Genomic DNA, 21279 nt, shown 5'->3' with positions numbered 1-21279 from the left:
CCGCCGGGCCCGCAACCCCGCCCGCTGCCGGGACTGCGGCTCGTGCGGCGGCGGTATCGCGCCCGCGATCCGAGCCGCCGGCCCGCCCCACTCCGCCGCAGACGCCCCAAGGCCGCGAGTGACTGGTCCGCGACCTCGGGCCGCCGCGGGGCAGGCCGGCCGCCCCGCCACAGACGCCCCAAGGTCGCGAGCGACTTATCCGCGACCTCGGGCCGCCGCGTGTCAGGCCGGCCCGCCCCACCTCGCCGCAGACGCCCCAAGGTCGCGAGCGACTTATCCGCGACCTTGGGCCGCCGCGTGTCAGGCCGGGCCGCCTCACCTCGCCGTAGAGGCCCCAAGGTCGCGAGCGACTTATCCGCGACCTTGGGCCGCCGCGTGTCAGGCCGGGCCGGCGTAGACCGCCACCCGCGTCGCGGCCAGGCCCGCTCCGTCGTACGTTCCGTCGCTCGTGATCAACCTCAGCTCCGGGCCCGGTCCCTCCGGCGCCACCAGCGTGCTGTCCGGCTCGTTCGGCGGGAACACCGCCGTCCTGCGGACCGTGAACCGGGACTCGCGGCCCGTCGCGTCGCGGACCGTGATCGTCGCTCCCGGCTTCAGCCTGCCCAAGCGCGCGAAGGCGCCGGGTGCGTAGCCGAAGCCCGAGTGCGCCGACAGCACCGCCACGCCGGGGGCGCCCGGTGCCGGACCGTCGGCGAACCAGCCCACGCCCTGCGCCGTGCCGGGCTGCTCGCGGCGGCCGTCGATGTGACCGAGGGCGACCAGGTGGGTCTGCGTCACACCCAGCTCCGGGATCACCAGTGCCACCGGCGGCGGGGCTCCGGCGGTTCCCGGCCGATCCGCCGCCGGGGAGATGGCGGGCGCCGGTGCGAGCACCGACGTGACGCCGAGCAGGACGCAGCCGAGCCCGGCCACGACCGCGAGCACGACGGCGGCCGGCCGCACGAGCTCGGCTCGCCGCTCGGGCCGTTGACGGTCTTTTCCCTGCTCCACGCCGGTTCCGATGTCCGGTTAGTCGCGGCGGGCGAGCTGGCGTTACCGAATCGTGTCCAGTGCCACGTCGGTTCACTCGATCGGGTTATCTCACTGTGACCTTCGCGGCAGGACCGCACCTCCGGAGGGCCTCATTCGCGGAAATGTCCGGCACCGGCCGGTGAGATCCGACATCATTGCTGGTTTCAAACCGTCGGACTGGGGATATTCACCAGCGGAAGTGAGGTGCGCCGAGCAGTGCGAAACGGAAAAGAGCCCGCGGTGGCGGTGCTGGACGTCGGTTCGTTCAGCGCCCGGCTGGTCGTGGTGCCGGTGTCGGGCTCGCCGCGCGAACCGCTGGTCAACCACCAGACGCGGCTGCGCCTGGACCGCGAGCTCGACGTCCACGGCCGCCTCTCCGACCGCGGCATCGAGGCCGTCACGGCCGCCGTCGCGGCCGGCATGACCACCGCGTACCGCCACGGCGTCAGCGACGTCTACCCGCTCGCGACGTCCTCGATCCGGGACGCGGCCAACGCGGCCGACGTCGTCCGGCACGTCGCCGGGGAAACCGGTGTCGAACTGCGGTTCCTCTCCGGCCGGTGCGAGGCCGAACTGACCTACGTGGCCGCCCGGCGCTGGTACGAGAACGAGCCCGGGCCGATGCTCGTGCTCGACATCGGCGGCGGCACGGTCGAACTGGCCGCCGGCTCCGGCAAAAAAGCCACCTTCGCGCGCTCTCTGCCGCTGGGCGCGCGCTCGATGACGCGGGACTGGCTGCCGTCCGAGCGCGTGTCGAACAAGCAGGTCAAGGCGCTGCGCGCGCACGCCCTCGACGTCGTGACCACCACGCTGGGCGCCGCCGACGTCGAAGACCCGCGGGTCGTCGGCTGCTCGAAAGTGCTGCAGCAGCTCGCCCGGCTGGCCGGTGCCCGCCCCGGCAAGTGCAAGGAACTGCGGCTCGACGACCTCCGCGCGTGGATCCCGCGGCTGGCCGCGCTGCCGCCGTCGAAGCGGGCGGAACTGCCGGGCATCTCCCGCAGCCGCGCCCACCAGGCCCTGGCCGGCGCGATCGTCGCGGAGGCCCTGCTGACGGTCGCCGGGGGCAAGGTGACGATCTGCCCGTGGTCGACCCGCGACGGCCTGCTGCTCACCCTGCAGGACAAGGCGCGGGCGGCGGGCAAGCGCGCGGCCTGATCCCCTGGCCGACGCCGGGAAAACCGGGTATCCCGGAAAGCATGAGCGAGCAGCAGCAGCGCCTCCACGGCCGCGACGACGAAGACGAAGAGCTCCCGAAGCTCCCGACCCCCGGCAAGCTGACGCACGACGTGCCGACGGCTCCGGACCCGGACGTGAGCCCGGGCGGGACCGAGGAAGTCCCGGCCCCACCCGGACGCGACGCCGCTAGCGACCTTCCTCGGTGATCGGGTTGGACGGCTCCGCGTACTGACGCACCGATTCCGAGTCCCGCCGCATCGGGGCGCGGCCCGGCGGCTGCTTCGGCGGCTCGCCCGCGTCGATCTTCGGGACGGCGTAGCGCTGCGGCTCCGCGGTGATCGTGATGCGCTCGCCGTGGTGCAGCACTTCCAGTGGCTCCCCGGCGACCACGTGGTAGGTGGCCTGGTCCGGATCGATCTCGACCTGGAACCGGGTGCCGCGGAACATCAGGCGGAAGGTGATCCGCCCCAGCTGCGGCGGCAGCCGCGGCGCGAAGGCCAGGGTCCCGCCGTGGTCGCGCAGGCCGCCGAAGCCGGCGACGGCGCCCTGCCACGCGCCGGCCAGCGACGCCATGTGCAGGCCGTTGCGGACGTTGTTGTGCACGTCGTGCAGGTCGGTCAGGGCCGCTTCGGCGAGGTAGTCGTAGGCCAGCTCGAGGTGACCCACCTCCGCCGCGATGACCGCCTGCGTTCCCGCCGACAGCGAAGAGTCGCGCACGGTCCGTGCTTCGTAGTAGGCGAAGTTGCGGGCTTTTTCCTCCTGGCTGAACGAATCGCCGCACAGGTGCAGCGCCAGCACCAGGTCCGCCTGCTTGACGACCTGCTTGCGGTAGAGGTCGAAGTACGGGAAGTGCAGCAGCAGCGGGTACTGCGCCGGGTCGGTGCCCTCGTAGTCCCACTCGTCGTGCTCGAGGAAGCCTTCCGACTGCGGGTGCACGCCGAGTTCCCGGTCGTAGGGCAGGAACATCGCCGCCGCGGCCGCGCGCCAGGAGTCCAGCTCGACCGTGTCGACGCCGAACCGCGCCGCCACGTCCGGGTGCCGCTCGCACGACTCCGCCGCCGCCTGCAGGTTCCGCCGCGCCATCAGGTTCGTGTAGACGTTGTTGTCCGCCACCGCCGAGTACTCGTCCGGTCCGGTGACGCCGTCGATGCGGAACGCGCCGTGCCGGTCGTGGTGGCCCAGCGAAGCCCACAGCCGCGCGGTTTCCAGCAGCAGCTCGGTGCCGTAGTCGCGCTCGAACTCCTCGTCGCCGGTCGCGTTGAGGTAGCGCACGACGGCGTCGGCGATGTCCGCGCTGACGTGGAACGCCGCCGTGCCCGCCGGCCAGTACGCCGAGCACTCGGCGCCGTTGATCGACCGCCACGGGAAGGCGGCACCGCGCAACCCCAGCTGGTGCGCGCGTTCCCGCGCTTTGTCCATTGTGGAGTGCCGCCAGCGCAGGGCGTCGCGCGCCGCGTCCGGGACGGTGTAGGTGAGCACCGGCAGGACGAAGGACTCGGTGTCCCAGAAGGCGTGCCCGTCGTAGCCGGGCCCGGTCAGCCCCTTGCCGGCGATGGCGCGGCTTTCGCCGCGGGCCCCGGCCTGGAGGATGTGGAACAGGGCGAAGCGGACGGCCTGCTGCAGTTCGGGGTCGCCCTCGATCTCGATGTCCGAGGTGGCCCAGTAGTCGTCCAGGAACTCGCGCTGCTCGGTGAGCAGGCCCTTCCAGCCCGTCTGGCGGGCGCCGGCCAGCGCCGCCTCGACCTGCGAGCGCAGTGCCGGCACCGAGCGCTGCGCGGACCAGCCGTAGGCGAGGAACTTGGTGATCCGCAGCCGCCCGCCCTTCGGCACGTCGACCGCGACGGTCAGCCGGGCGAGGTCCTCCTCGGCGTGGATGCGGGCGCGGATCCCGTCGTCCACCTCGATCTTGTGGTCCATCGCCGCGGCCATCCGCAGCCCCGACCGGCGGGTCCGGTGCACCAGCACGGCGTTGTACTCCGACGCGCGGTGGAACTCGCTCACCAGCGGGGCGTTCAGCGCCGCGGCCACCCGCGGGTCGCTGGTGTCGGACTCGATCGGCTCGTTGGCCAGCAGGTCGGACTGGACGACCAGCTGCAGGTCCTCGTCGAGCGGCTCGACCTCGTAGCGGACCGCGGCGATCGCGCGCTGGGTGAAGGACACCAGCCGCTCGGTGCGCACGCGGACCCGCCGCCCGGTCGGCGACGACCACTCCGTGGTCCGGCTCAGCGTGCCCTTGCGGAAGTCCAGCACGCGGTCGTGCGCGGTGGCCGCGCCGTAGCGCATGTCGAGCGGTTCGTCCTCGACGAGCAGCCGGATGATCTTGCCGTCGGTCACGTTGACGACGGTCTGGCCCTCTTCGGGGTAGCCGTAGCCGGCCTCGGCGTAGGGGAGTTCGTGCTGCTCGTAGAACCCGTTGAGGTAGGTGCCGGGCAGCCCGCGCGGCTCGGCTTCCTCGAGGGTGCCGCGCAGCCCGATGTGGCCGTTGGACACCGCGAACGCCGATTCGGTGCGCTGCAGGGCGTCGACATCCATGCCGCGCCACCGCAGGGCCCACGGCGAGCACTCGTAGCCGTGCGCCTCGGTCATCGGTCCTCCAGGAGGTCGGCGAGGTCGTCGACGACGATGTCGGCGCCGTGGGCCTTGAGCGCGTCGGCCTGGTCGGCGCGGTTGACGCCCACGACGTACCCGAAGCCGCCGGCCTTGCCGGCCTGGACGCCGGACTGGGCGTCCTCGAAGACGGCCGCGTGCGCGGGCTCGACGCCGAGTGCCTCGGCGCCGGCCAGGAACGAGTCCGGCGCCGGCTTGCCGCGCAGGTGCCGTTCGCGGATCACGATGCCGTCGATGCGCGCCTCGACGTATTTGCTGAGGTCGGCGCCGTCGAGCACCTTGGCGCCGTTGGCCGACGACGTCACGACGGCGATCCGCAGCCCGGCGGCCTTGGCCGCTTCGAGGTAGCGCACCGAACCCGGGTACGGGTTGACGCCGCGTTCGTCGATGATCTTGAGGACCAGTTCGTTCTTGCGGTTGCCCACGCCGTTGACGGTCGGGGCGTCGACCGGGTCGTCCGGTTCGCCTTCGGGCAGCACGATCCCCCGTGAGCGCAGGAACTCCCGCACACCGTCGGCGCGCGGGCGGCCGTCCACAAAGGCCGCGTAGTCGTGGTCGGTGAACTCCGCGAACCCGGCGCCGTCGCGGGCGCGGAGGAATTCGTCGAACGTCCGCTTCCAGGCCTCGCGGTGGAGGATCGCCGTGCCGGTCAGGACTCCGTCGAGGTCGAACAGGCAGGCGGTGATGGTCTCGGGCAATCCCGTCATGCCCGCACGCTACCGGTCTTCGGCGTCGGCCACAGTTTGTTCGGGGGTCCGGGTGGCGGAGCCCCCGGCTCGGGGCGGAGCCCCGGTTGTCACAGTTTGTTCGGGGTGGGGCCGCACGCGGTGGATGAGTTCGTGGACCGTCGCGTCCGCCAGGCGGTACCGCACCACCCGGCCGGTGCGTTGCGGCGTGACCAGCCCGTGCGCCCGCAGCAGCCGCAGGGCCTGCGACACCGCAGTGTCGGTCATGCCGGTCGCCGCGGCGAGGTCGGTGACGCTGATCTCGCGGCCGTAGTGGATGCAGACCAGCAGTGCGAGCCGGGAGGGGTCGGCGACCACGGAGAAGCGCCGGGCCCATTCGTCGATGACGGCGCGGTCGCCCAGCCCGTCGACCGCCGCCGCGACGCGTTCCGGGTCGATCAGCTTGCGGTCGGTGTCCACCCCCGGATGATTCCACCCGCGGTCCGGGCGGACCACCGGTGGCCTGGGTCACGCCGCGCTTGACGCTCGCCGTTGGGCGAGCGAGGCTGGCATTAAGACAGCTGTCATAATCGAGGAGCCCGCATGACCGACGTCGAAGCCCCGGTCCGTTCGAAGACCATCACGTGGCAGGACCCGCTGGAGACGGCTCGGCTGGGCGCCGCGATGTCCGGCCTGGAGTACATGCGCGCGATCGCCGAGGGCCGCCTCCCGGGCGCGCCGATCGCCGCGCACTTCGGCATGCGCTGGGAAAGCGTCGAACCGGGCGAGGTCGTCGCGGTCATCGAGCCGGACGAGTCGCTGTACAACCCGATCGGCATGGTCCACGGCGGCGTGGCGGCCACGATGCTGGATTCGGTCGTCGGCTGCGCGGTGCACACGACGCTCCCCGCGGGTGTCGGCTACGCGTCGGTGGAGCTGAAGGTGAGCTACCTCCGGGCGATCCACGCGGGCCGCGGTGAAATCCGCGCGACGGGCCGCGTGGTGAAGGAAGGCTCCCGGATCGCCTTCGCGGAGGGGGAGGTCCGCGACGCCGAGGGGAAACTGCTGGCCACGGCGTCGGGAACCTGCGTCATCACGCGCTGAGCGCCGACGGGAACCGGCGGTGCGGCCGATCGGGTACTTCGTCCGCTCAGGTGATCAGCGCGGCGGCCGGACGCGCCTCGCGCGGATCGCCTCGCCGCCGCCGAACCGGCCGATGACCGACGCCAGCAGGACGCGCGCGTCCTCGACCCGTTCCGCGCCGTACTCCGCGACCAGTTCCTCCTGGAGTTCTTGCCGCAGCGCCCGCGTCGCTTCGACCGCGGCCCGCGCGTGCCCGGTCAGGTGCAGCAGTTTCGTGCGCCCGTCGGACGGGTCGGCTTCGCGGCGCAGCAGGCCGCGGCCTTCGAGGTCCGCGACCGCCTTCGACGCCGCCTGCTGCGTCACGCCCATGCGTTCGGCCAGCGCGGTGATGGACAGCGGGGCGGCCAGGACGTGCTGGATCACCACGCCGTCGGTGAAGCGCAGGTCACCGAAACCCCTATCGGCGAGCCGCCGCTGGACTTCGTCGGTCATCGCCCAGCCCGCGAAGAGGGCGGTCAGGGAGAGGTCGAGCCTGCTAGGATCCACAACCATGGTTGTGGAGTCTGGCAGAGTGCCGGCCGAACTGGCCGCGGCGTTCGTGCGCGTGGCGCACCGGATCGTCTGGTGCACGCTGGCGACGGTCGACCGGCGGGGCAGGCCGCGTTCCCGGGTCGTCCACCCGATCTGGGAGCACACCCCGGACGGCCTGGTCGGCCGGCTCTTCACCCGGCCGACGCCGGTGAAGCTCGCCCACCTGGCGGCGACGCCGTACGTGTCGTGCTCGTACTGGGACCCGCAGCACGAGGTGGCGGTGGCGGAGTGCCGGGCGGAGTTCGAGGACGACGAAGAAACCCGCAGATATCTGTGGGACCTCTTCGCGTCGACGCCGGAGCCGCTGGGCTACGACCCCAAGATCCTCGGCGGCGAGGACCACCGCGACCCGAAGATCACCGTGCTGCGCTTGACGCCCTGGCGGCTCTCGACCGGCGGCGAAGCCTGGCGCGCGGCTTAGGCGGCGCCCACGCGGCGGTCGAAGACCAGGCCTTCGGCCGCCCGCAGCCCGACGCTGATCGCCCCGGTCAGCACCGCGTCCTCGCCCAGTTCGCCCTGCACCACCTTGGGCACCAGCGGCGTGAACGCGCGCAACGCCCGGTCGATCGGCTCCAGCAGCAGGTCCGCGGCCGTGCCCATGCCGCCGCCCAGCACGATCAGTTCGGGGTCGATCACCGCCGCCACCGAAGCGACCGTGTACGCGAGCCGGTCGGCTTCCGTTTCCACCGCACGCCGGGCCAAGTCGTCGCCTTCACGGGCCAGGCGGAAGACCTCGCGGGCCGACTTCGCCGTGCCCAGGCCGAGTTCCCGAGCGCCCTGGACGACCGACTGGGCCGCCGTCGCCTCTTCGAGGTGGCCGCGCGCCGGCGGGGTGGCGGGCTCGTCGGCCGCGCGGGTGCGGCCGTACGGGAGGTAGCCGATCTCGCCCGCCGCGCCGGTGGCGCCGCGGAACACCCGGCCGTCGACCATCAGGCCCATGCCGACGCCGGTGCCGATCGTGATGCAGCCGAACACCGACGCGCCGCGCGCGGCGCCGCTCTCCCACTCGCCGACGGCGGTGAGGTTGGCGTCGTTCTCCACCATCAGGTCCGGGCCCAGCGCGGCTTCGAGGTCGTCGATCAGCCCCGGGCGGCCCCAGCCGGGCAGGTTCGGCGCGTGCCGGAAGCACCGCTTCTCCGGATCGGCGACGCCGGGGGAGCCGACCACGCGGACAACGATGTCGCCGCTCGAAAGACCGGCCTCCGCGACCGCCGCGGCCGCGATCTTCCCGACCGCCGTGACCAGCGCCGCGCCCGAGCGCGCCGTGTTGCGCTCGTCGCGGCGCGCCACCAGCGTGCGGCCGAGGTCCGACACCGCGACCCGCAGGTGCTCGCGGCCGATGTCGACGCCCAGCACGTACCCCGCGGTCGGGTCGGCCTCGTACAGCACGGCCGAGCGCCCGGTGCCGGTCGAGGTCTGCCCGGTCGGCCGCGCCAGGCCGGCGGCCTCCAGCGCGAGCAGCGCCTGGCTGACCGTCGGCTTCGACAGCCCGGTGTCCTTCGCCACCTGCGGCCGGGTCGCCGGCCCGCCGCGGCGCAGCAGGTCGAGCACCGCCCGCTGGTTGATCTTGCGCATCCCGGCGGGGGTACCGACCGTGGGGATTTCTACGCCGGCCACCCGTGCCCGCCTCCTGTCGTTCTCGTTGTGCCTGCCACGCTAGCCGCCCCGGCCCGGATGCCGCCGGAATACCCGCCTTCCGCGGCCCGTTGTCCGGATCATGAGCACTCCGGGACGCGGCCGGGTCCGCGTGGCACAGGGCGCGAAGCGGGTACGGGTGTTCCTCGGCGGGCAGCTCGTCGCGGACACGGTGCACCCCCTCCTGGTGTGGGAAGTTCCGTACTACCCCACGTACTACCTCCCCCGCGCGGACGTCGTGAACGGGGTGCTCACCCCCTCCGGCCGGACGGCGCACTCGCCGAGCCGCGGAGAAGCTGTTCTGTCGACGATAAAGGGTGCCGGAGCCGAGGCGGTGGACGGCGCGCTGGAGTACCCGGATTCGCCGATCGAGGAGCTGCGCGGCCACGTCCGCTTCGAGTTCGCCGCGTTCGACTGGTTCGAAGAGGACGAGCAGATCTTCACGCACCCGCGCGACCCCGGCGTCCGCGTCGACATCCTGCCGAGCTCCCGCCACGTCCGCATCGAGGTCGACGGCGTCACGGTGGCGGACTCGGTGCGGCCGCACCTGCTGTTCGAGACGGGCCTGCCGACCCGCTACTACCTGCCCCGCGTGGACGTCCGGATGGACCTGCTCTCCCGGACCGACGTGGTGACGCACTGCCCGTACAAGGGCGCGGCCGAGCACTTCGACGTGGCCGGGCACGAAGACCTGGCCTGGAGCTACCCGACGCCGCTGCCCGAGAGCACGCGCGTCGCCGGGCTGGTGGCCTTCCTCGACGAGAAGGTGGACGTCTACGTCGACGGGGTCCGGCAGGAGCGCCCGAAGACGAAGTTCGCCTGAGCCCCGCGACCTTCGAGCGGCAGCGCGCCTCAGGATCGTATAACGACCTATACGTCAGGCCGCGTGACGGCCGTGGACCTGCCGGCGGAACGGGCGGGACCGCGGCCGGCCCGGCGCCGGGGCGTCCACAGTGGACCCGGAGGTCGCCACGCCGTCGCCGGCCGTGGCGGCCGGGCGGGGGGCGCCGCGGTCGCGGTGGTCCCGGTGCACCGCGTACAGCAGGGCCAGCCCGAGGACCACCAGCAGGTGGGTGGCCAGCCGGGCCGGCGTCACCCGGCCCGCCGTCAGGTCGCCCGCCGACAGCACCAGCAGCACGCCCACGAATCCCGTCAGCAGCGGCAGCTGGCCACCCGCCGTCCGGGGGAGGAGCGCCGCCGTCAGCAGGCCGACGCCAACCGCCAGGTTCCATGCGCCGCTTTCGTGGTCGAGGTGGACGCCGGCGTGGGCCGTCCCGAGCAGCTGCGCGAACGCCAGGCCCAGCTGGCCGATCGCCACCACCGCCAGCGCGATCCGCCGTCCCCAGTGCTCGCCGGACGGGGCCGGCGTGCGCTCGAGGATCGCCGCGGTCAGGTCCGGCACCGGCGGGGCCGGGCGCAGCAGCATCGCGCGCCGCAGCCGTTCCGCGCCGGCGAACCACGCCCGGCACTCCGCGCAGGACGTCAGATGCTCGTCGGGCGAGACCGGCTCCGCTTCGCCGTCCAACCGCGCCGAGAGCGCTTCGCGGCATTCCTCGCACCTCATGTTCCAGTAGTCGGACGGCGGATCCGGGAAGTTCCTCGTCACTGCTAAGTTCCGGATCATGACCCACCGTGAGGACGACGACCGCGTCACGGCCCTGGCCCTCTCCGCCGGCGGCGGCGACCGGCGCGCGCTCGAAGCGTGGGTCCGGGCCACGCAGGCCGACGTCTGGCGCTTCCTCGCCCACCTCACCGACGTCGCCGCCGCCGACGACCTGACGCAGGAGACCTACCTTCGCGCCTTCGGCAGCCTTCGCCGCTTCGCGGGACGCTCGTCCTCGCGGACGTGGCTGCTGTCCATCGCGCGCCGCGTCGTCGTCGACCAGATCCGGGCGGCCGGCGCGCGGCCCAAGATCGCCGACACCGACTGGGAAGCCGCCGCCGAGCGCACCCGCGACCCCGCGGCCGGTTTCGAAGACCTCGTCGAGCTGCGCCTGCTGCTCGACGGGCTGGAACCGGACCGGCGCGAGGTGCTCGTGCTGACCCAGGTGCTCGGGCTGTCCTACGCCGAGGCGGCCGACGTCTGCGGCTGCCCGGTCGGCACGGTGCGCTCCCGCGTCGCCCGCGCCCGGGAGGACCTGCTCCAGGCACGGCGCGCCCGCGGGGCCGGCTGAACCAGCCCGCTCGACCATCCGGCGCTGTGGCGGCGCACACATTCGGCGGCTTCCGCTGTCATCTCGTCACAGAGATGGGCGATCTCGACTACTCCGCGTTGACGCACCTGCCGGGGGTCCTTAGCGTGGCGCGCACCCCGCCACCACCCAGCAAGGGATCCCCGATGGCCAGTCCCACCACCGAACCCGCCGAGCCCGGGCAGGTCGGGCGCCGCCGCTTCCTGACCTACCTGGTCGCCGCGCCGACCCTCACCGTCGCCACGAAGCTCACCGCCGACGCGGTTGCGCCGGCCCGCGCCGAAGCCGTCGTGCCGACCTTGCCGCAGCCGGCGGAGATCCTCGACCTCGGCGACGTCCTGACGCTGTCCTGCGTGCCGACCGCCGGGATGCTCGTGCTCGAGATGACCGCCGACGGCCGGGCGCGGCTGCAGCTGCCGCGCGCCGAGGTCGGCCAGGGCATCACGACGGCGACCGCGATGCTGGTCGCCGAAGAGCTCGACCTGCCGCTCGACCGCGTCGACGTCGTGCTCTCCGACGCCCGCACCGAGCTGCTGTTCAACCAGCTCACCGGCGGGTCCAACACGATGCGCTCGCTGTACGACCCGGTCCGCGCCACCGCGGCGACCGCGCGCGCCCGGATGGTCGCCGCGGCCGCGGCGCAGTGGGGAACCGACGCGGCGCGACTGTCCACTCGCGACGGTGCCGTGTGGGCAGCCGACGGGCGCAGCGCCTCCTTCGGCGTCCTCGCCGGGCCGGCGTCGCGCACCGGCCTGGCCACCGGGTCCATCGCGCCGAAAGCCGAGTCGGCGCACACGCTCGTCGGGACGCCGACCGCGCGCAAGGACGCCCGCGCGATGGTCACCGGGAAGCAGGTCTACACGCTCGACCTCGACGTCCCCGGCGCGAACCCGGTGATGGTGCGCCGGCCGCCGACCATCAACGGCATGGTGCGGAAGGTCAACAACGAGGCGGCCGTCCGCGCCATGCCGGGGATCATCGACATCGCCGTCGTGAAGACCGGCGTCGCGGTGATGGCCGAGACGTTCGGCCAGGCGCTCGACGGCAAGAACGCCCTCGACGTCACGTGGGGCCCGGGCACGGTCGACGGCGAGGACGACGAGACGATCAAGACGAAGCTGCGGGCCGCCGCGCTGCCGTTCGTGGTGCCGCCGCTGCTGACCCAGTACGTCGACGGCGAGTTCGACTTCGCCTTCGCCAGCCACGCGCCGATGGAGTCGAACTCCGCCGTCGCCGACGTCCGCGAGGACAGCGCGACCATCTGGGCCGGGCTGAAGTCGCCGATCGTGGCGAAGCAGACCATCGCGCAGGAGCTGGGGCTGCCGGAGAACCGGGTCACCGTGCACGTCCAGCAGGGCGGCGGGTCCTTCGGGCGGCGGCTGTTCTTCGACGCCGCCCTCGAAGCCGCGCACATCTCGAAGGCGATGAAGAAGCCCGTCCGGCTGATGTGGAGCCGGATCGACGACATGCGCCACGGCCGCGGGCGCGCGGCGAGCTACCACCGGATCCGGGCCACCTTCGCCCTCGGCCAGGTGCTGACCTTCGAACACCGTGTCGCGAGCGTCGAAACCGACTGGAGCCACGGGCTCGGCGAGATCCTCACCGCGTTCGCGGCGAAGCTGCCCGTCGGCGGCAACCTCAGCTTCGCGCAGACGGTGTTCCTGCTGACGGTGAAGTCGCCGTACAACTTCGGCGTCACCACGCAGCTGCTCAACGAGGTGCCGCTGAAGTTCCACACCTCGGCGTGGCGGTCGGTCTACTCGGCGAACACCCGCGGTGCCGAAGAGATCATGGTCGACGAGATCGCGGCGAAGCTGGGCAAGGACCCGTACCGGTTCCGCCGTGAGTTCGTCAAGTCCGACCGCCAGCGCGCGGTGCTCGACAAGGTCGCCGAACTCGGCGAGTGGGGCAAGAAGCTGCCCGCCGGGTTCGCGCAGGGCATCGCGGTGCACGGCGAGTACAAGTCCTACACCGCCTGCCTGGTGGAGATGGACGCGCGCGATCCGAAGCACCCGCGCGTCACGAAGGCGACCATCGCGGTCGACGTCGGCAAGCCGGTGAACCCGCGCGGGATCGAGGCGCAGATGCTCGGCGGCCTGACCGACGCGATCTCGACGACGCTCACCGCGGGCCTGCACATCGACAAGGGCCTGCCGCTGGAGGGCAGCTACTCGCAGTTCCACTACGCGCGGCAGAAGAACTCGCCCACGGAGGTCACCGTGCACGTGATGCCGGCGACCGGCGACGACATCGGCGGCGCCGGCGAGCTCGGCCTGCCGGCGCCGGTGGGCGCGATCGCCAACGCCTACGCCCGGGCGACCGGGATCAAGCCCCGCAGCTTCCCGATCACCTTCCCGGTCGACTTCGACCCGTTCCCGCGCTGAGGAGAGTCACCTTGCCGAACTACACCTTCGTGGTGAACGGGAAGACCGTCACCGTCGACGCGCCCGCCGACCTGCCGATGCTGTGGGCGCTGCGCGACAAGCTCAAGGTCCGCGGGCCGAAGTACGGCTGCGGCATCAACGTCTGCAAGGCCTGCACCAGCCACCTCGACGGCGAGGCGTTCAACCCCTGCGTCACGCCGGTCTCGGAGTGCGCCGGGCGCGAGGTCACCACGATCGAGGGCCTGGCCGACGGCGACGAGCTGCACCCGGTCCAGGAGGCCTGGCTGGAGCAGGACGTCGCCCAGTGCGGCTACTGCCAGCCCGGCCAGATCATGGCGGCGGTCGCGCTGCTGAAGAAGACGAAGAACCCGACCGACGCCGACATCGACGCCATCCAGAACGTGTGCCGCTGCGGCACCTACTTCCGGATCCGGGAGGCGATCAAGAGCGCGGCCGCCAAGCTGGCCTGACCATCCGGAGCTTCCCCGTGAAAGCTCCGCCCGCGGACGCGGAGGTTCTACATAGGAATCTCCGCATCCGCGGTTCTTGTAGCAAGTTCACCCGAACGTGGTGGCCACGTTCGGGTTAGATGTCGGTCTCGGACCTCGACGAGGAGGCCGGGACCGGAGGCCACCATGCACTACCAGGCGCTTCTGTCCGGCGAGCGCGCGTCCCTGGTCGCCTCGCTGGCCGCCGAGGCCGAGCGGAGGCTGCCGGAGCTGATCGACAGCACCGTGCGGCAGATCCTCGCCGAGATGCCCGTCTACGCCGACGCGCGGTTCGTCTCGCACGCCGAACTCCGGAACTCGGTGCGCGCCAACCTCGAGCACGTGATGCGGACCCTGCGCGGTTCGGACGTCCCCGACCTCTCCCAGGCCCGCGTGACCGGCCGGGCGCGGGCCCTGCAGGGTGCGCCGCTGCCCGAGCTGCTGCGGGCCTACCGGATCGGGCTCACCGAGGTGTGGCACCGGTTCGTGGAGCTGACCGCCGTCGCGCAGGACCTGGCCGCGCTGGTCGCCGCGACGACGGCCATCTGGGCGCTGATCGACGACCTCGCCGAGGCCCTCACGACGGCCTACCGCGACACGACCGCGGAGGTCATGGTGGCGCACCAGAACCGGCGGTCGGCGCTGGTGGAGGCGCTGTTCGCGGGCGGCGCGGCGACCGAGGGCACGCTGTGGGACATCGCCCGCGTGCTCGACCTGGCCCTCGACGGCACGTTCGTCGTCGTCGCGGCGGAAACCCCGCGGCTGGGCCAGGAACCGCTGCCGCAGATCGAGGCCCGGCTGCGGGCGCTGCAGCACGCGTCGGCGTGGCGGCTGACGCCGGACCTGCAGGTCGGCGTGGTCTCCCTGCGCGACCCGGCCGCGCCCGCGGCGATCGTCGAGCTGGTCCGCGAGCACCCGGTGGGCCGGGTGGGGATGAGCCCGGTGTTCACCGGCCTCGGCAACACCGCCCGCGCGCTCCACCTGGCGAGGGTGGCGTTGTCGAGCATGACGCCGGGGACGCCGGGGCTGGTGCAGTTCACCGAGTCGCCCCTGGCCGGCCTGGTGGCCAGCGCCCCGGAGGCGTCGGTGCAGCTGGCCCACCACGTGCTCCAGCCGGTCCTGGACCTGCCGGGCGACGACCGCAACGTGCTGCTGCTGACGCTGCGCGCGTGGTTCGACTGCCAGGGGTCGACGAAGCTCACGTCGGAACGGATGTTCTGCCACCCCAACACGATCCGCCACCGCCTGAAGCGGATCACGGAGGAACTGGGCCGCTCCCTGACGAACCCCGCCGACATCGCGGAGCTGGGTGCGGCGCTGCGGGCGCTGAACCTCTTCCCGGAGGCGACCCACCTGCCGGCACCGCGCTGACGCCCGCCGGCGCGAAGGGGTGTCCGGCGAACGGCCAGCCAAGCCGATCTCGGTTGCGGTGAGGTGTCTGCTATGAGGTGGTCAGGTGGTCGTCGCTGGGCTGCTGCCCGTTGACCGTTCGGGTGGCGGTATCGGGCACTTTGCCTCCGGCCCCTTGTGCGATGTTGCCGGGACTTCTGGTGAGAGCACCGGAGTTGACTAGGTTCGCGAGGTGCTCGAGACTCATCGGCGAGTCGGTGAACGCGAGTGCGGCGGATGCTCGCAACGCGTCTTTGAGGCCTTCGGCTTGGACCTGCTCGATCTGAGTCAATCCGGCCACGAATCGCATCTCGCTTTCGCGGTCTTTCCGCAGCTTGTCGATGAGTTGCATCATGAGTTCCCGGCCCTTGTCTGCGCGCCGGAAGAAGAGAGACGCTACGCCCTGGTTCACGATGCCGGCGACCGCGGTGATGCCCGCTGGAAGAGCGTGGTCAGGGTGGACGATGCCCTGAACGACGGCGATGGCGATCAAACCGAATCCGATCACCGAGAAGGTCATGCTCAACGCGAAACTGACGGAAGCCTGGGTGAGGCCTTGGGCGTAATACTTGACCACCAGCAGGGCGTGGCCGTCGGACTGTTGCCGCACGACGTCGGCGATCTCTGAAGTTGCTCGCGAACTGGCGACGTCGATTTCGCCTCGGCTGCGGTGGACGTCCGGATCGGAGCATTCAGATTCTTCGCCGGTCGTGTCCGGTGCATCAACCGAACCCGGGGCGACGTCCCGTCCTCCCGATTTTCCTGCCGGCTCGGTGTTCAGTGGAAGGCCGAGTGTCGCGGCGATCTCCTTTTCGACGGATCGCCGTCTTGATTCGTTCTTGCGGAGCAAGAAGTTGGAGAACAAACTCGCGGCGGCACCGAGAAACCCGGCGAGTAGCGTGCCCAGCCACGGTAGGGCGGCCACCAAGGCGCTCACGATGGTCCTCCGGAGGTTGCTCGGCGCCACGGGCTGTTGTTCGGCCGTGCGTGTTTCCCATCAGTCGTCGGTCGGTTGACAGCTGTTACATACATGACCTGCGATTACCACCCTTGAGCGCGGCCTTCGGACGACGCTCGGAGGTGAGCGGAGCGATCGGTCCGGCTGGGGCCGTAGCGACCCTTCCTCGGGTGACCGGCGTCACGTGGGCCCGCTGTCACGGGCTCGCGGCCCCCGGTGTCCTGTGGCCGATCGGATGCCACACGAAGAACGGGGAAAACACCATGAGCAAGGTCTGGTTCGTCACGGGTTCGTCGCGCGGCTTGGGCCGCCGGTTCGTCGAGGCCGCCCTCGACCGTGGCGACCGGGTGGCCGCCACCGCGCGGTCCACCGCGGGCTTCGGCTCGCTCATCGCCACCTACGGCGACGCGGTGCTGCCCCTGGAGCTGGACGTGACCGACAAGGCCGCGGTCTTCGAGACCGTCAAGCGGGCCGCCGGGCACTTCGGGCGCTTGGACGTCGTCGTGAACAACGCCGGCTACGCGCAGATCGGCGCCATCGAAGAGCTCACCGAGGCCGAGCTGCGCGCCCAGCTGGAAACCAACGTCTTCGGCCCGCTGTGGGTCGTCCAGGCCGCGCTGCCCTTCCTGCGCGAACAGCGCGCCGGCCACTTCATCCAGCTGTCGTCGGCCGCGGGGCTCATCGCGATGCCGCTCGGCGGGGCGTACCACGCGTCGCGGTGGGCGATCGAAGCCCTGAGCGAGACCCTGGCCAAGGAGGTCGCGGGCTTCGGCATCAAGGTCACGATCATCGAGCCGGGCGGCTACGCCACCCGCGAGGGCAAGAACCCGGATCCCCTCGCCAACGGCCACGTCGCGGAGGCCAGCCCGGTCTACGACGGACTGCGCCGCCGGATCGCCGAGGTCGCCGCCCGGCAGCCCGCCGGCGACCCGGCGGCCGCCGCCCGGGCCCTGCTCAAGGTCGTCGACGCGGCCAACCCGCCCCTGCGGGTGCTCTTCGGCCAGGGCTTCTACCCGATGATCCAGCAGGCCTACGCGGAGCGGCTCGCCACCTGGGACGAGTGGCAGGAACTGTCCGCCGAGGCTCAAGGCGGCGCCGAAAATGTCGGTGCCCGCCGGTAGTGTGGAAAACGGGGGGCGCCCCGCGGCCGTGGGTTTGTGGCTCTGGAGTTGCGGCCGTAAGTCCGCGGGCTTGAGTCGCGGCCGTGGCTTTGGGTTCGCGGCCGTGGTTTGCGGCTCTGGGTTCGCGGCCGTGGGTCCGTGGCGCTGGAGTTGCGGCCGTGGGTTGGCGGTCGTGAGTCGCAGCCGTAGGTTCGTGCTTCGGGTTTGCGGCCTTGGGTTTGCAGCCGTGGGTTCGCGGCCGTGAGTCGTGGCCGTGGGTTCGCGCAGCCGGGCCGGCCGCCGGCCGCGGTTCACGTCGCCAGCAGCTCGCGGGTGCGGGCCTGCTCCGCCGCCGAGCCGAACGGCATCACCAGCAGCTCGGTCGCGCCCGCGTCCTCAAGGGATTTCACCTGGCGCCGCACGGTTTCCTCGTCGCCGACGAGCGCGCTGTCCGAGACCCGCTCGTAGCCGCCCCGGTCGAGGATCGTGCGGTAGGCCGGGACGTTCGCCGCCGTGCCGTAGCGCTCCTCGAGGCGGCGGCGGGCTTCGTCCACATCGGACGTCACGCAGATCAGCTGGCCGGAGACCACCCGGGACCCGGCTCCCAGCGCCGGGACCACGACCTCGGCGATCGCGCGCGGGCCCGCGAACGTCGTGATCACGCCGTCGGCCAGTTCGCCCGCCAGCCGCGTCGATTGCGGGCTCACCGAGCCGATCAGCACCGCCGGCCGCTGCGCGCCGGGCGCGTTCACCGCGCCCGCGGCCGTCAGCGACTCGCCGTGGACGTCCGCCTTTTCGCCGCGCAGCAACGGGTGCAGCGCCTGGAGGTACTCGCGCAGGTGGCGGATCGGGCGGTCGTACGAATACCCGAACTCGCCCTCGACGATGAACCGGTGGCTCAGCCCGAGGCCGAGGTGGACGGGCACCCCGGCCGCCGCCTGGGCGGTCAGCGCCTGCGCGGCCATGGTGATCGGGTGCCGCGAGTACGTCGGGACGACGCACGTGCCCAATTCGAGGCCGGGGGCGGCCGCGCCGAGCGCCGGGAGTGCCGTGAGCGCGTCCCAGCCGCCGCGTTGCGCCACCCACAGTGCGCCGTAGCCGAGCTTCGCCGCTTCGCGCGCTTGAGCCGTCATGGCGTCGAAGCCGACGCCGAGTTCGTCGATCAGGATTCCGGTGCGCATGGGTCCTCCAGGGTCAGTACGCGCGTTCGAGCTGTTTGCGGTCGAGCGCGACGGCTTCGGTGAACAGCTCCAGCGCCCGCGGCGCCACGGCGCGCAGCTGCCTCGTCGACACGGCGAGCGGCTCGAAGGCGTGCGCGACGACGTCGGCGATCAGGGCCGGCTCCGGCGGGGGAGTGCGGCCGAGGAACCCGTGCAGCACGGCTTGGAAGGCGACGACGAGGTCACGGACCGGCCGGTCGGTGCGCAGCAGGTCGTTCGCCGCCAGCAGCTCCAGGTATTCGACGAAGGCTTCCGCGTGCCGCGGGTCGAGCTTGCCGTGCAGCTTCGGCAGCAGCTTGCCGAGCGTCTCGGCGTCGTCGGCGTAGCCGGCCCGCAGCAGCGGACGGCGCAGGACGTTGGCGTACTGGATCTCCGTCAGCCGCGAAAACCGCACGGCGAGGGGATCGGCCGCGATCGCCGCGACGAGGTCTTCGAGAGCGCGGACGGATTCCCGGAGCAGGACCGCGAGGAACAGCTCCTCGCGGTTCTTCCAGTGCAGGTAGACGGTGCCTTTGCCGACATCCGCCCGCTCGGCGACGTCCTCGACGGTCGTACGCCGGTACCCGGCGCGCAGGAGCAGCTCGGCGGCGGCGTCGAGGATGCGCTCGGCCCGTTCGGCCCGGTCTTCGGCAGGAGGCACTCCGTCATCGTATGACCAGATACGAATTTTGGTCAAACATCGAGCCGAGAAACGGCGGGGGCAAGCGCCCCCGCCGAAAATGTCGGTGCTCACCGGTAGCGTGGAAAACGGGGGGCGCCCCCGCCGGAGGAGCCTCAGGCGTCCGACGAACGCTTCCAGAGGTTGATGTCCGCGTCGACGGCGTGGCCGTCGATCTCGGTCAGCTCCTCGGAAGAGAACTCGAGGTTGCCCAGCGCGCCGACGTTGTCCTCCAGCTGCTTCACGCTGCTCGCGCCGATCAGCACCGACGTCACCCGGTGATCGCGCAGCGCCCAGGCCAGCGCGAGCTGCGCCAGCGACTGCCCGCGGCGCCCGGCGATGTCGTTGAGCGCGCGCACCCGGGCCAGCCGGTCCTCGTCGAGGGTGTCCGGGTCCAGCGACTTGCCCTGCGCGGCCCGCGAGTCCGACGGGACGCCGTGCAGGTACTTGTCGGTCAGCAGGCCCTGCGCGAGCGGCGAGAACGCGATGCAGCCGGCGCCGGCCTGCTCCAGCGTGTCGAGGAGGCCGTCCTCCTCGATCCAGCGGTTGAGCATCGAGTACGACGGCTGGTGGATCAGCAGCGGCGTGCCGAGCTCCCGCAGCAGCCGCGCGGCCTCGGCCGTCCGCTCCGAGCTGTAGGACGAGATCCCGACGTACAGCGCCTTCCCCGCGCGGACCGCGGCGTCGAGGGCCCCGACGGTCTCCTCCAGCGGCGTCTCGGGGTCGAAGCGGTGGGAGTAGAAGATGTCGACGTAGTCCAGGCCCATCCGGCCGAGGGACTGGTCCAAGGAGGACAGCAGGTACTTGCGCGAGCCCCACTCGCCGTACGGGCCGGGCCACATGTCGTAGCCGGCCTTGGTGGAGATCACCAGCTCGTCACGGTAGGGCTTGAAGTCGGCCGCCAGCAGCCGGCCGAAGTTCTCCTCCGCCGAGCCGTAGGGCGGGCCGTAGTTGTTGGCCAGGTCGAAGTGGGTGATGCCCAGGTCGAAGGCGCGGCGGGTGATGGCGCGCTGGGTCTCCAGGGGCCGGTCGTGGCCGAAGTTGTGCCAGAGCCCGAGCGAGATCGCGGGCAGTTTGAGCCCGGATCGCCCGCAGCGCCGGTAGGGGATCGAGTCGTATCGGCCGGAAGCGGCAACGTAGGTCACGCGGCCGATGCTAGCCCGGTCTTCGGGTACGCTCCGGGTGAGCGACCGCTTAGGAGGCACGTGGTGGGCACCGGATTCTTCACCTCCGTCGACGACGTGTCGGCCCGGCTGGCCGAAGCCGGCTACCTGGCGTCCACGGCCGTGGCGACCACCGTGTTCCTGGCCGACCGGCTCGGCAAGCCGCTGCTGGTGGAAGGCCCCGCCGGCGTCGGCAAGACCGAGCTCGCCAAGGCCGTCGCCCAGGTCAGCGGCTCGCGGCTGGTGCGCCTGCAGTGCTACGAGGGCATCGACGAGGCCCGCGCCCTGTACGAGTGGAACCACGCGAAGCAGCTGCTGCGGATCACCGCCGGCCGCGACGAGACGTGGGACCAGGCCCGCACCGACATCTTCGGCGAGGAGTTCCTGCTGCGCCGCCCGCTGCTGACGGCGATCTCCTCCGACGAGCCGACCGTGCTGCTGATCGACGAAACCGACAAGGCCGACATGGAGGTCGAGGGCCTGCTGCTGGAGGTGCTCGGTGACTTCCAGGTGACCGTGCCCGAGCTCGGCACGATCACCGCCACGCGGGCGCCGTTCGCGGTGCTGACGTCCAACGCCACGCGCGAGCTGTCCGAGGCGCTGCGCCGCCGGTGCCTGTTCCTGCACATCGACTTCCCGGACGAGAACCTCGAGCGTGACATCGTCCGGCTCAAGGTCCCCGGGATCGACGCCGCCCTCGCCGACTCCGTCGTCCGGGTGATCGCCGCGCTGCGGGCGATGGACCTGCGCAAGCTGCCGTCGGTCGCGGAGACCATCGACTGGGCGCGCACCCTGCTCGCGCTCGGCGCGGACTCCCTCGACGAGCGGGTCGTCCGGGAAAGCCTCGGCGTCGTGCTCAAACACCAGGACGACATCGCCAAGGCGGGCGCCGGCCTGAAGCTCGAACAGGTCCTGGACGCGTCGTGACCGGCGGCGTGCCGGAGCGGCTCGCCGCGTTC

The 21279-nt window shown here is 72.1% G+C and carries 21 protein-coding genes and 1 pseudogene; 11 read left to right on the top strand and 11 right to left on the bottom strand.

The annotated features are described in order from the left end of the window. Nucleotides 1-378: 378 nt before the first annotated feature. Nucleotides 379-990 (bottom strand): class F sortase, encoded by a 612-nt coding sequence (locus DV20_RS37280; RefSeq protein WP_051736292.1) that lies wholly within the window; start codon nt 988-990, stop codon nt 379-381. A 237-nt stretch (nt 991-1227) separates the two neighbouring features. Between DV20_RS37280 and DV20_RS37275 the strand changes: the two genes are divergently transcribed. After that, nucleotides 1228-2166 (top strand): Ppx/GppA phosphatase family protein, encoded by a 939-nt coding sequence (locus DV20_RS37275; protein WP_235191110.1) that lies wholly within the window; start codon nt 1228-1230, stop codon nt 2164-2166. 41 nt (nt 2167-2207) lie between these two features. Continuing rightward, a complete protein-coding gene (locus tag DV20_RS37270) occupies nt 2208-2393 on the top strand; it encodes a hypothetical protein (RefSeq protein WP_043788124.1) in 186 nt (61 codons plus the stop codon). Here the strand turns inward: DV20_RS37270 and DV20_RS37265 are convergent. From DV20_RS37265 to DV20_RS37255, 3 genes and pseudogenes are all read right to left on the bottom strand, one after another. Next, nucleotides 2374-4773 (bottom strand): glycoside hydrolase family 65 protein, encoded by a 2400-nt coding sequence (locus DV20_RS37265; protein WP_043788123.1) that lies wholly within the window; start codon nt 4771-4773, stop codon nt 2374-2376. The genes DV20_RS37270 and DV20_RS37265 overlap by 20 nt on opposite strands. Then, nucleotides 4770-5501 carry an HAD family hydrolase gene (locus tag DV20_RS37260; RefSeq protein ID WP_043788122.1) on the bottom strand — a complete coding sequence of 244 codons (732 nt, stop codon included), beginning with the start codon at nt 5499-5501 and terminating at the stop codon, nt 4770-4772. The genes DV20_RS37265 and DV20_RS37260 overlap by 4 nt, the downstream gene beginning before the upstream one ends. Nucleotides 5502-5606: 105 nt before the next feature. After that, nucleotides 5607-5939, bottom strand: a pseudogene (locus DV20_RS37255) (ArsR/SmtB family transcription factor); the annotation flags it as partial. A 123-nt stretch (nt 5940-6062) separates the two neighbouring features. On the opposite strand from DV20_RS37255, the gene DV20_RS37250 reads away from it, so the two are divergent. After that, nucleotides 6063-6563 carry a PaaI family thioesterase gene (locus DV20_RS37250; protein ID WP_043788121.1) on the top strand — a complete coding sequence of 167 codons (501 nt, stop codon included), beginning with the start codon at nt 6063-6065 and terminating at the stop codon, nt 6561-6563. Between the two features lie 54 nt (nt 6564-6617). On the opposite strand, the gene DV20_RS37245 is transcribed toward DV20_RS37250, so the two are convergent. Next, entirely contained in the window at nt 6618-7094 is a 477-nt protein-coding gene (locus tag DV20_RS37245; RefSeq protein ID WP_043788120.1) for a MarR family winged helix-turn-helix transcriptional regulator, read from the bottom strand. Between DV20_RS37245 and DV20_RS37240 the strand changes: the two genes are divergently transcribed. Further along, entirely contained in the window at nt 7093-7554 is a 462-nt protein-coding gene (locus DV20_RS37240; protein ID WP_043788119.1) for a pyridoxamine 5'-phosphate oxidase family protein, read from the top strand. The genes DV20_RS37245 and DV20_RS37240 overlap by 2 nt on opposite strands. Here the strand turns inward: DV20_RS37240 and DV20_RS37235 are convergent. Then, nucleotides 7551-8750: an ROK family transcriptional regulator gene (locus DV20_RS37235; protein WP_043788118.1), complete on the bottom strand. Its 1200-nt coding sequence runs from the start codon at nt 8748-8750 to the stop codon at nt 7551-7553. The genes DV20_RS37240 and DV20_RS37235 overlap by 4 nt on opposite strands. A 100-nt stretch (nt 8751-8850) precedes the next feature. Here DV20_RS37235 and DV20_RS37230 point away from each other — a divergent pair, with 100 nt between their 5' ends. Beyond that, nucleotides 8851-9591: a DUF427 domain-containing protein gene (locus tag DV20_RS37230; RefSeq protein ID WP_051736290.1), complete on the top strand. Its 741-nt coding sequence runs from the start codon at nt 8851-8853 to the stop codon at nt 9589-9591. Between the two features lie 54 nt (nt 9592-9645). Here the strand turns inward: DV20_RS37230 and DV20_RS37225 are convergent, their stop codons facing one another. Then, nucleotides 9646-10374 (bottom strand): hypothetical protein, encoded by a 729-nt coding sequence (locus tag DV20_RS37225; RefSeq protein WP_200876578.1) that lies wholly within the window; start codon nt 10372-10374, stop codon nt 9646-9648. 16 nt (nt 10375-10390) lie between these two features. Between DV20_RS37225 and sigC the strand changes: the two genes are divergently transcribed. From sigC to DV20_RS37205, 4 genes are all read left to right on the top strand, one after another. Then, complete coding sequence (sigC, locus tag DV20_RS37220; protein ID WP_043788116.1) at nt 10391-10942, top strand: RNA polymerase sigma factor SigC; 552 nt, start codon at nt 10391-10393, stop codon at nt 10940-10942. A gap of 164 nt (nt 10943-11106) precedes the next feature. Further along, nucleotides 11107-13344 (top strand): xanthine dehydrogenase family protein molybdopterin-binding subunit, encoded by a 2238-nt coding sequence (locus tag DV20_RS37215; RefSeq protein WP_043788115.1) that lies wholly within the window; start codon nt 11107-11109, stop codon nt 13342-13344. An 11-nt stretch (nt 13345-13355) separates the two neighbouring features. Beyond that, a complete protein-coding gene (locus tag DV20_RS37210) occupies nt 13356-13814 on the top strand; it encodes a (2Fe-2S)-binding protein (RefSeq protein WP_013224858.1) in 459 nt (152 codons plus the stop codon). A 165-nt stretch (nt 13815-13979) separates the two neighbouring features. After that, nucleotides 13980-15203 (top strand): PucR family transcriptional regulator, encoded by a 1224-nt coding sequence (locus DV20_RS37205; protein WP_043788112.1) that lies wholly within the window; start codon nt 13980-13982, stop codon nt 15201-15203. 70 nt (nt 15204-15273) lie between these two features. On the opposite strand, the gene DV20_RS45245 is transcribed toward DV20_RS37205, so the two are convergent. After that, nucleotides 15274-16158, bottom strand: a complete 885-nt coding sequence (locus DV20_RS45245) for a TRADD-N-associated membrane domain-containing protein (protein ID WP_152603808.1) — start codon at nt 16156-16158, stop codon at nt 15274-15276. A gap of 284 nt (nt 16159-16442) precedes the next feature. Here DV20_RS45245 and DV20_RS37195 point away from each other — a divergent pair, with 284 nt between their 5' ends. Then, entirely contained in the window at nt 16443-17300 is an 858-nt protein-coding gene (locus DV20_RS37195; RefSeq protein WP_043788108.1) for an SDR family NAD(P)-dependent oxidoreductase, read from the top strand. 290 nt (nt 17301-17590) lie between these two features. Here DV20_RS37195 and DV20_RS37190 read toward each other — a convergent pair whose 3' ends face one another. The 3 genes from DV20_RS37190 to mgrA all read right to left on the bottom strand — a co-directional run bounded on the left by DV20_RS37190 (nt 17591) and on the right by mgrA (nt 20302). Next, nucleotides 17591-18460: a TIGR03564 family F420-dependent LLM class oxidoreductase gene (locus tag DV20_RS37190; protein ID WP_043788107.1), complete on the bottom strand. Its 870-nt coding sequence runs from the start codon at nt 18458-18460 to the stop codon at nt 17591-17593. A gap of 13 nt (nt 18461-18473) precedes the next feature. Further along, nucleotides 18474-19139, bottom strand: a complete 666-nt coding sequence (locus DV20_RS37185; protein WP_043788105.1) for a TetR/AcrR family transcriptional regulator — start codon at nt 19137-19139, stop codon at nt 18474-18476. A 134-nt stretch (nt 19140-19273) separates the two neighbouring features. Further along, nucleotides 19274-20302, bottom strand: a complete 1029-nt coding sequence (mgrA, locus tag DV20_RS37180; protein ID WP_043788104.1) for an L-glyceraldehyde 3-phosphate reductase — start codon at nt 20300-20302, stop codon at nt 19274-19276. Between the two features lie 63 nt (nt 20303-20365). Here mgrA and DV20_RS37175 point away from each other — a divergent pair, with 63 nt between their 5' ends. Continuing rightward, nucleotides 20366-21247, top strand: a complete 882-nt coding sequence (locus tag DV20_RS37175; protein ID WP_043788102.1) for an AAA family ATPase — start codon at nt 20366-20368, stop codon at nt 21245-21247. The last annotated feature ends 32 nt before the right edge of the window (nt 21248-21279 follow it).

The organism is Amycolatopsis rifamycinica (genome assembly GCF_000695625.1).
Taxonomy (GTDB): domain Bacteria; phylum Actinomycetota; class Actinomycetes; order Mycobacteriales; family Pseudonocardiaceae; genus Amycolatopsis; species Amycolatopsis rifamycinica.
Note: the sequence above shows the minus strand (reverse complement) of the source record. Positions and strands in the feature narration are given on the sequence as shown.

Coding starts and splice junctions, on each gene's coding strand:
- DV20_RS37195 (WP_043788108.1), top strand. CDS start 16,443: ATGAGCAAGGTCTGGTTCGTCACGGGTTCGTCGCGCGGCTTGGGCCGC.
- DV20_RS37240 (WP_043788119.1), top strand. CDS start 7,093: ATGGTTGTGGAGTCTGGCAGAGTGCCGGCCGAACTGGCCGCGGCGTTC.
- sigC (WP_043788116.1), top strand. CDS start 10,391: ATGACCCACCGTGAGGACGACGACCGCGTCACGGCCCTGGCCCTCTCC.
- DV20_RS37205 (WP_043788112.1), top strand. CDS start 13,980: ATGCACTACCAGGCGCTTCTGTCCGGCGAGCGCGCGTCCCTGGTCGCC.
- DV20_RS37260 (WP_043788122.1), bottom strand. CDS start 5,501: ATGACGGGATTGCCCGAGACCATCACCGCCTGCCTGTTCGACCTCGAC.
- DV20_RS37215 (WP_043788115.1), top strand. CDS start 11,107: ATGGCCAGTCCCACCACCGAACCCGCCGAGCCCGGGCAGGTCGGGCGC.
- DV20_RS37230 (WP_051736290.1), top strand. CDS start 8,851: ATGAGCACTCCGGGACGCGGCCGGGTCCGCGTGGCACAGGGCGCGAAG.
- DV20_RS37250 (WP_043788121.1), top strand. CDS start 6,063: ATGACCGACGTCGAAGCCCCGGTCCGTTCGAAGACCATCACGTGGCAG.
- DV20_RS37245 (WP_043788120.1), bottom strand. CDS start 7,094: ATGGTTGTGGATCCTAGCAGGCTCGACCTCTCCCTGACCGCCCTCTTC.
- DV20_RS37265 (WP_043788123.1), bottom strand. CDS start 4,773: ATGACCGAGGCGCACGGCTACGAGTGCTCGCCGTGGGCCCTGCGGTGG.
- DV20_RS37190 (WP_043788107.1), bottom strand. CDS start 18,460: ATGCGCACCGGAATCCTGATCGACGAACTCGGCGTCGGCTTCGACGCC.
- DV20_RS37270 (WP_043788124.1), top strand. CDS start 2,208: ATGAGCGAGCAGCAGCAGCGCCTCCACGGCCGCGACGACGAAGACGAA.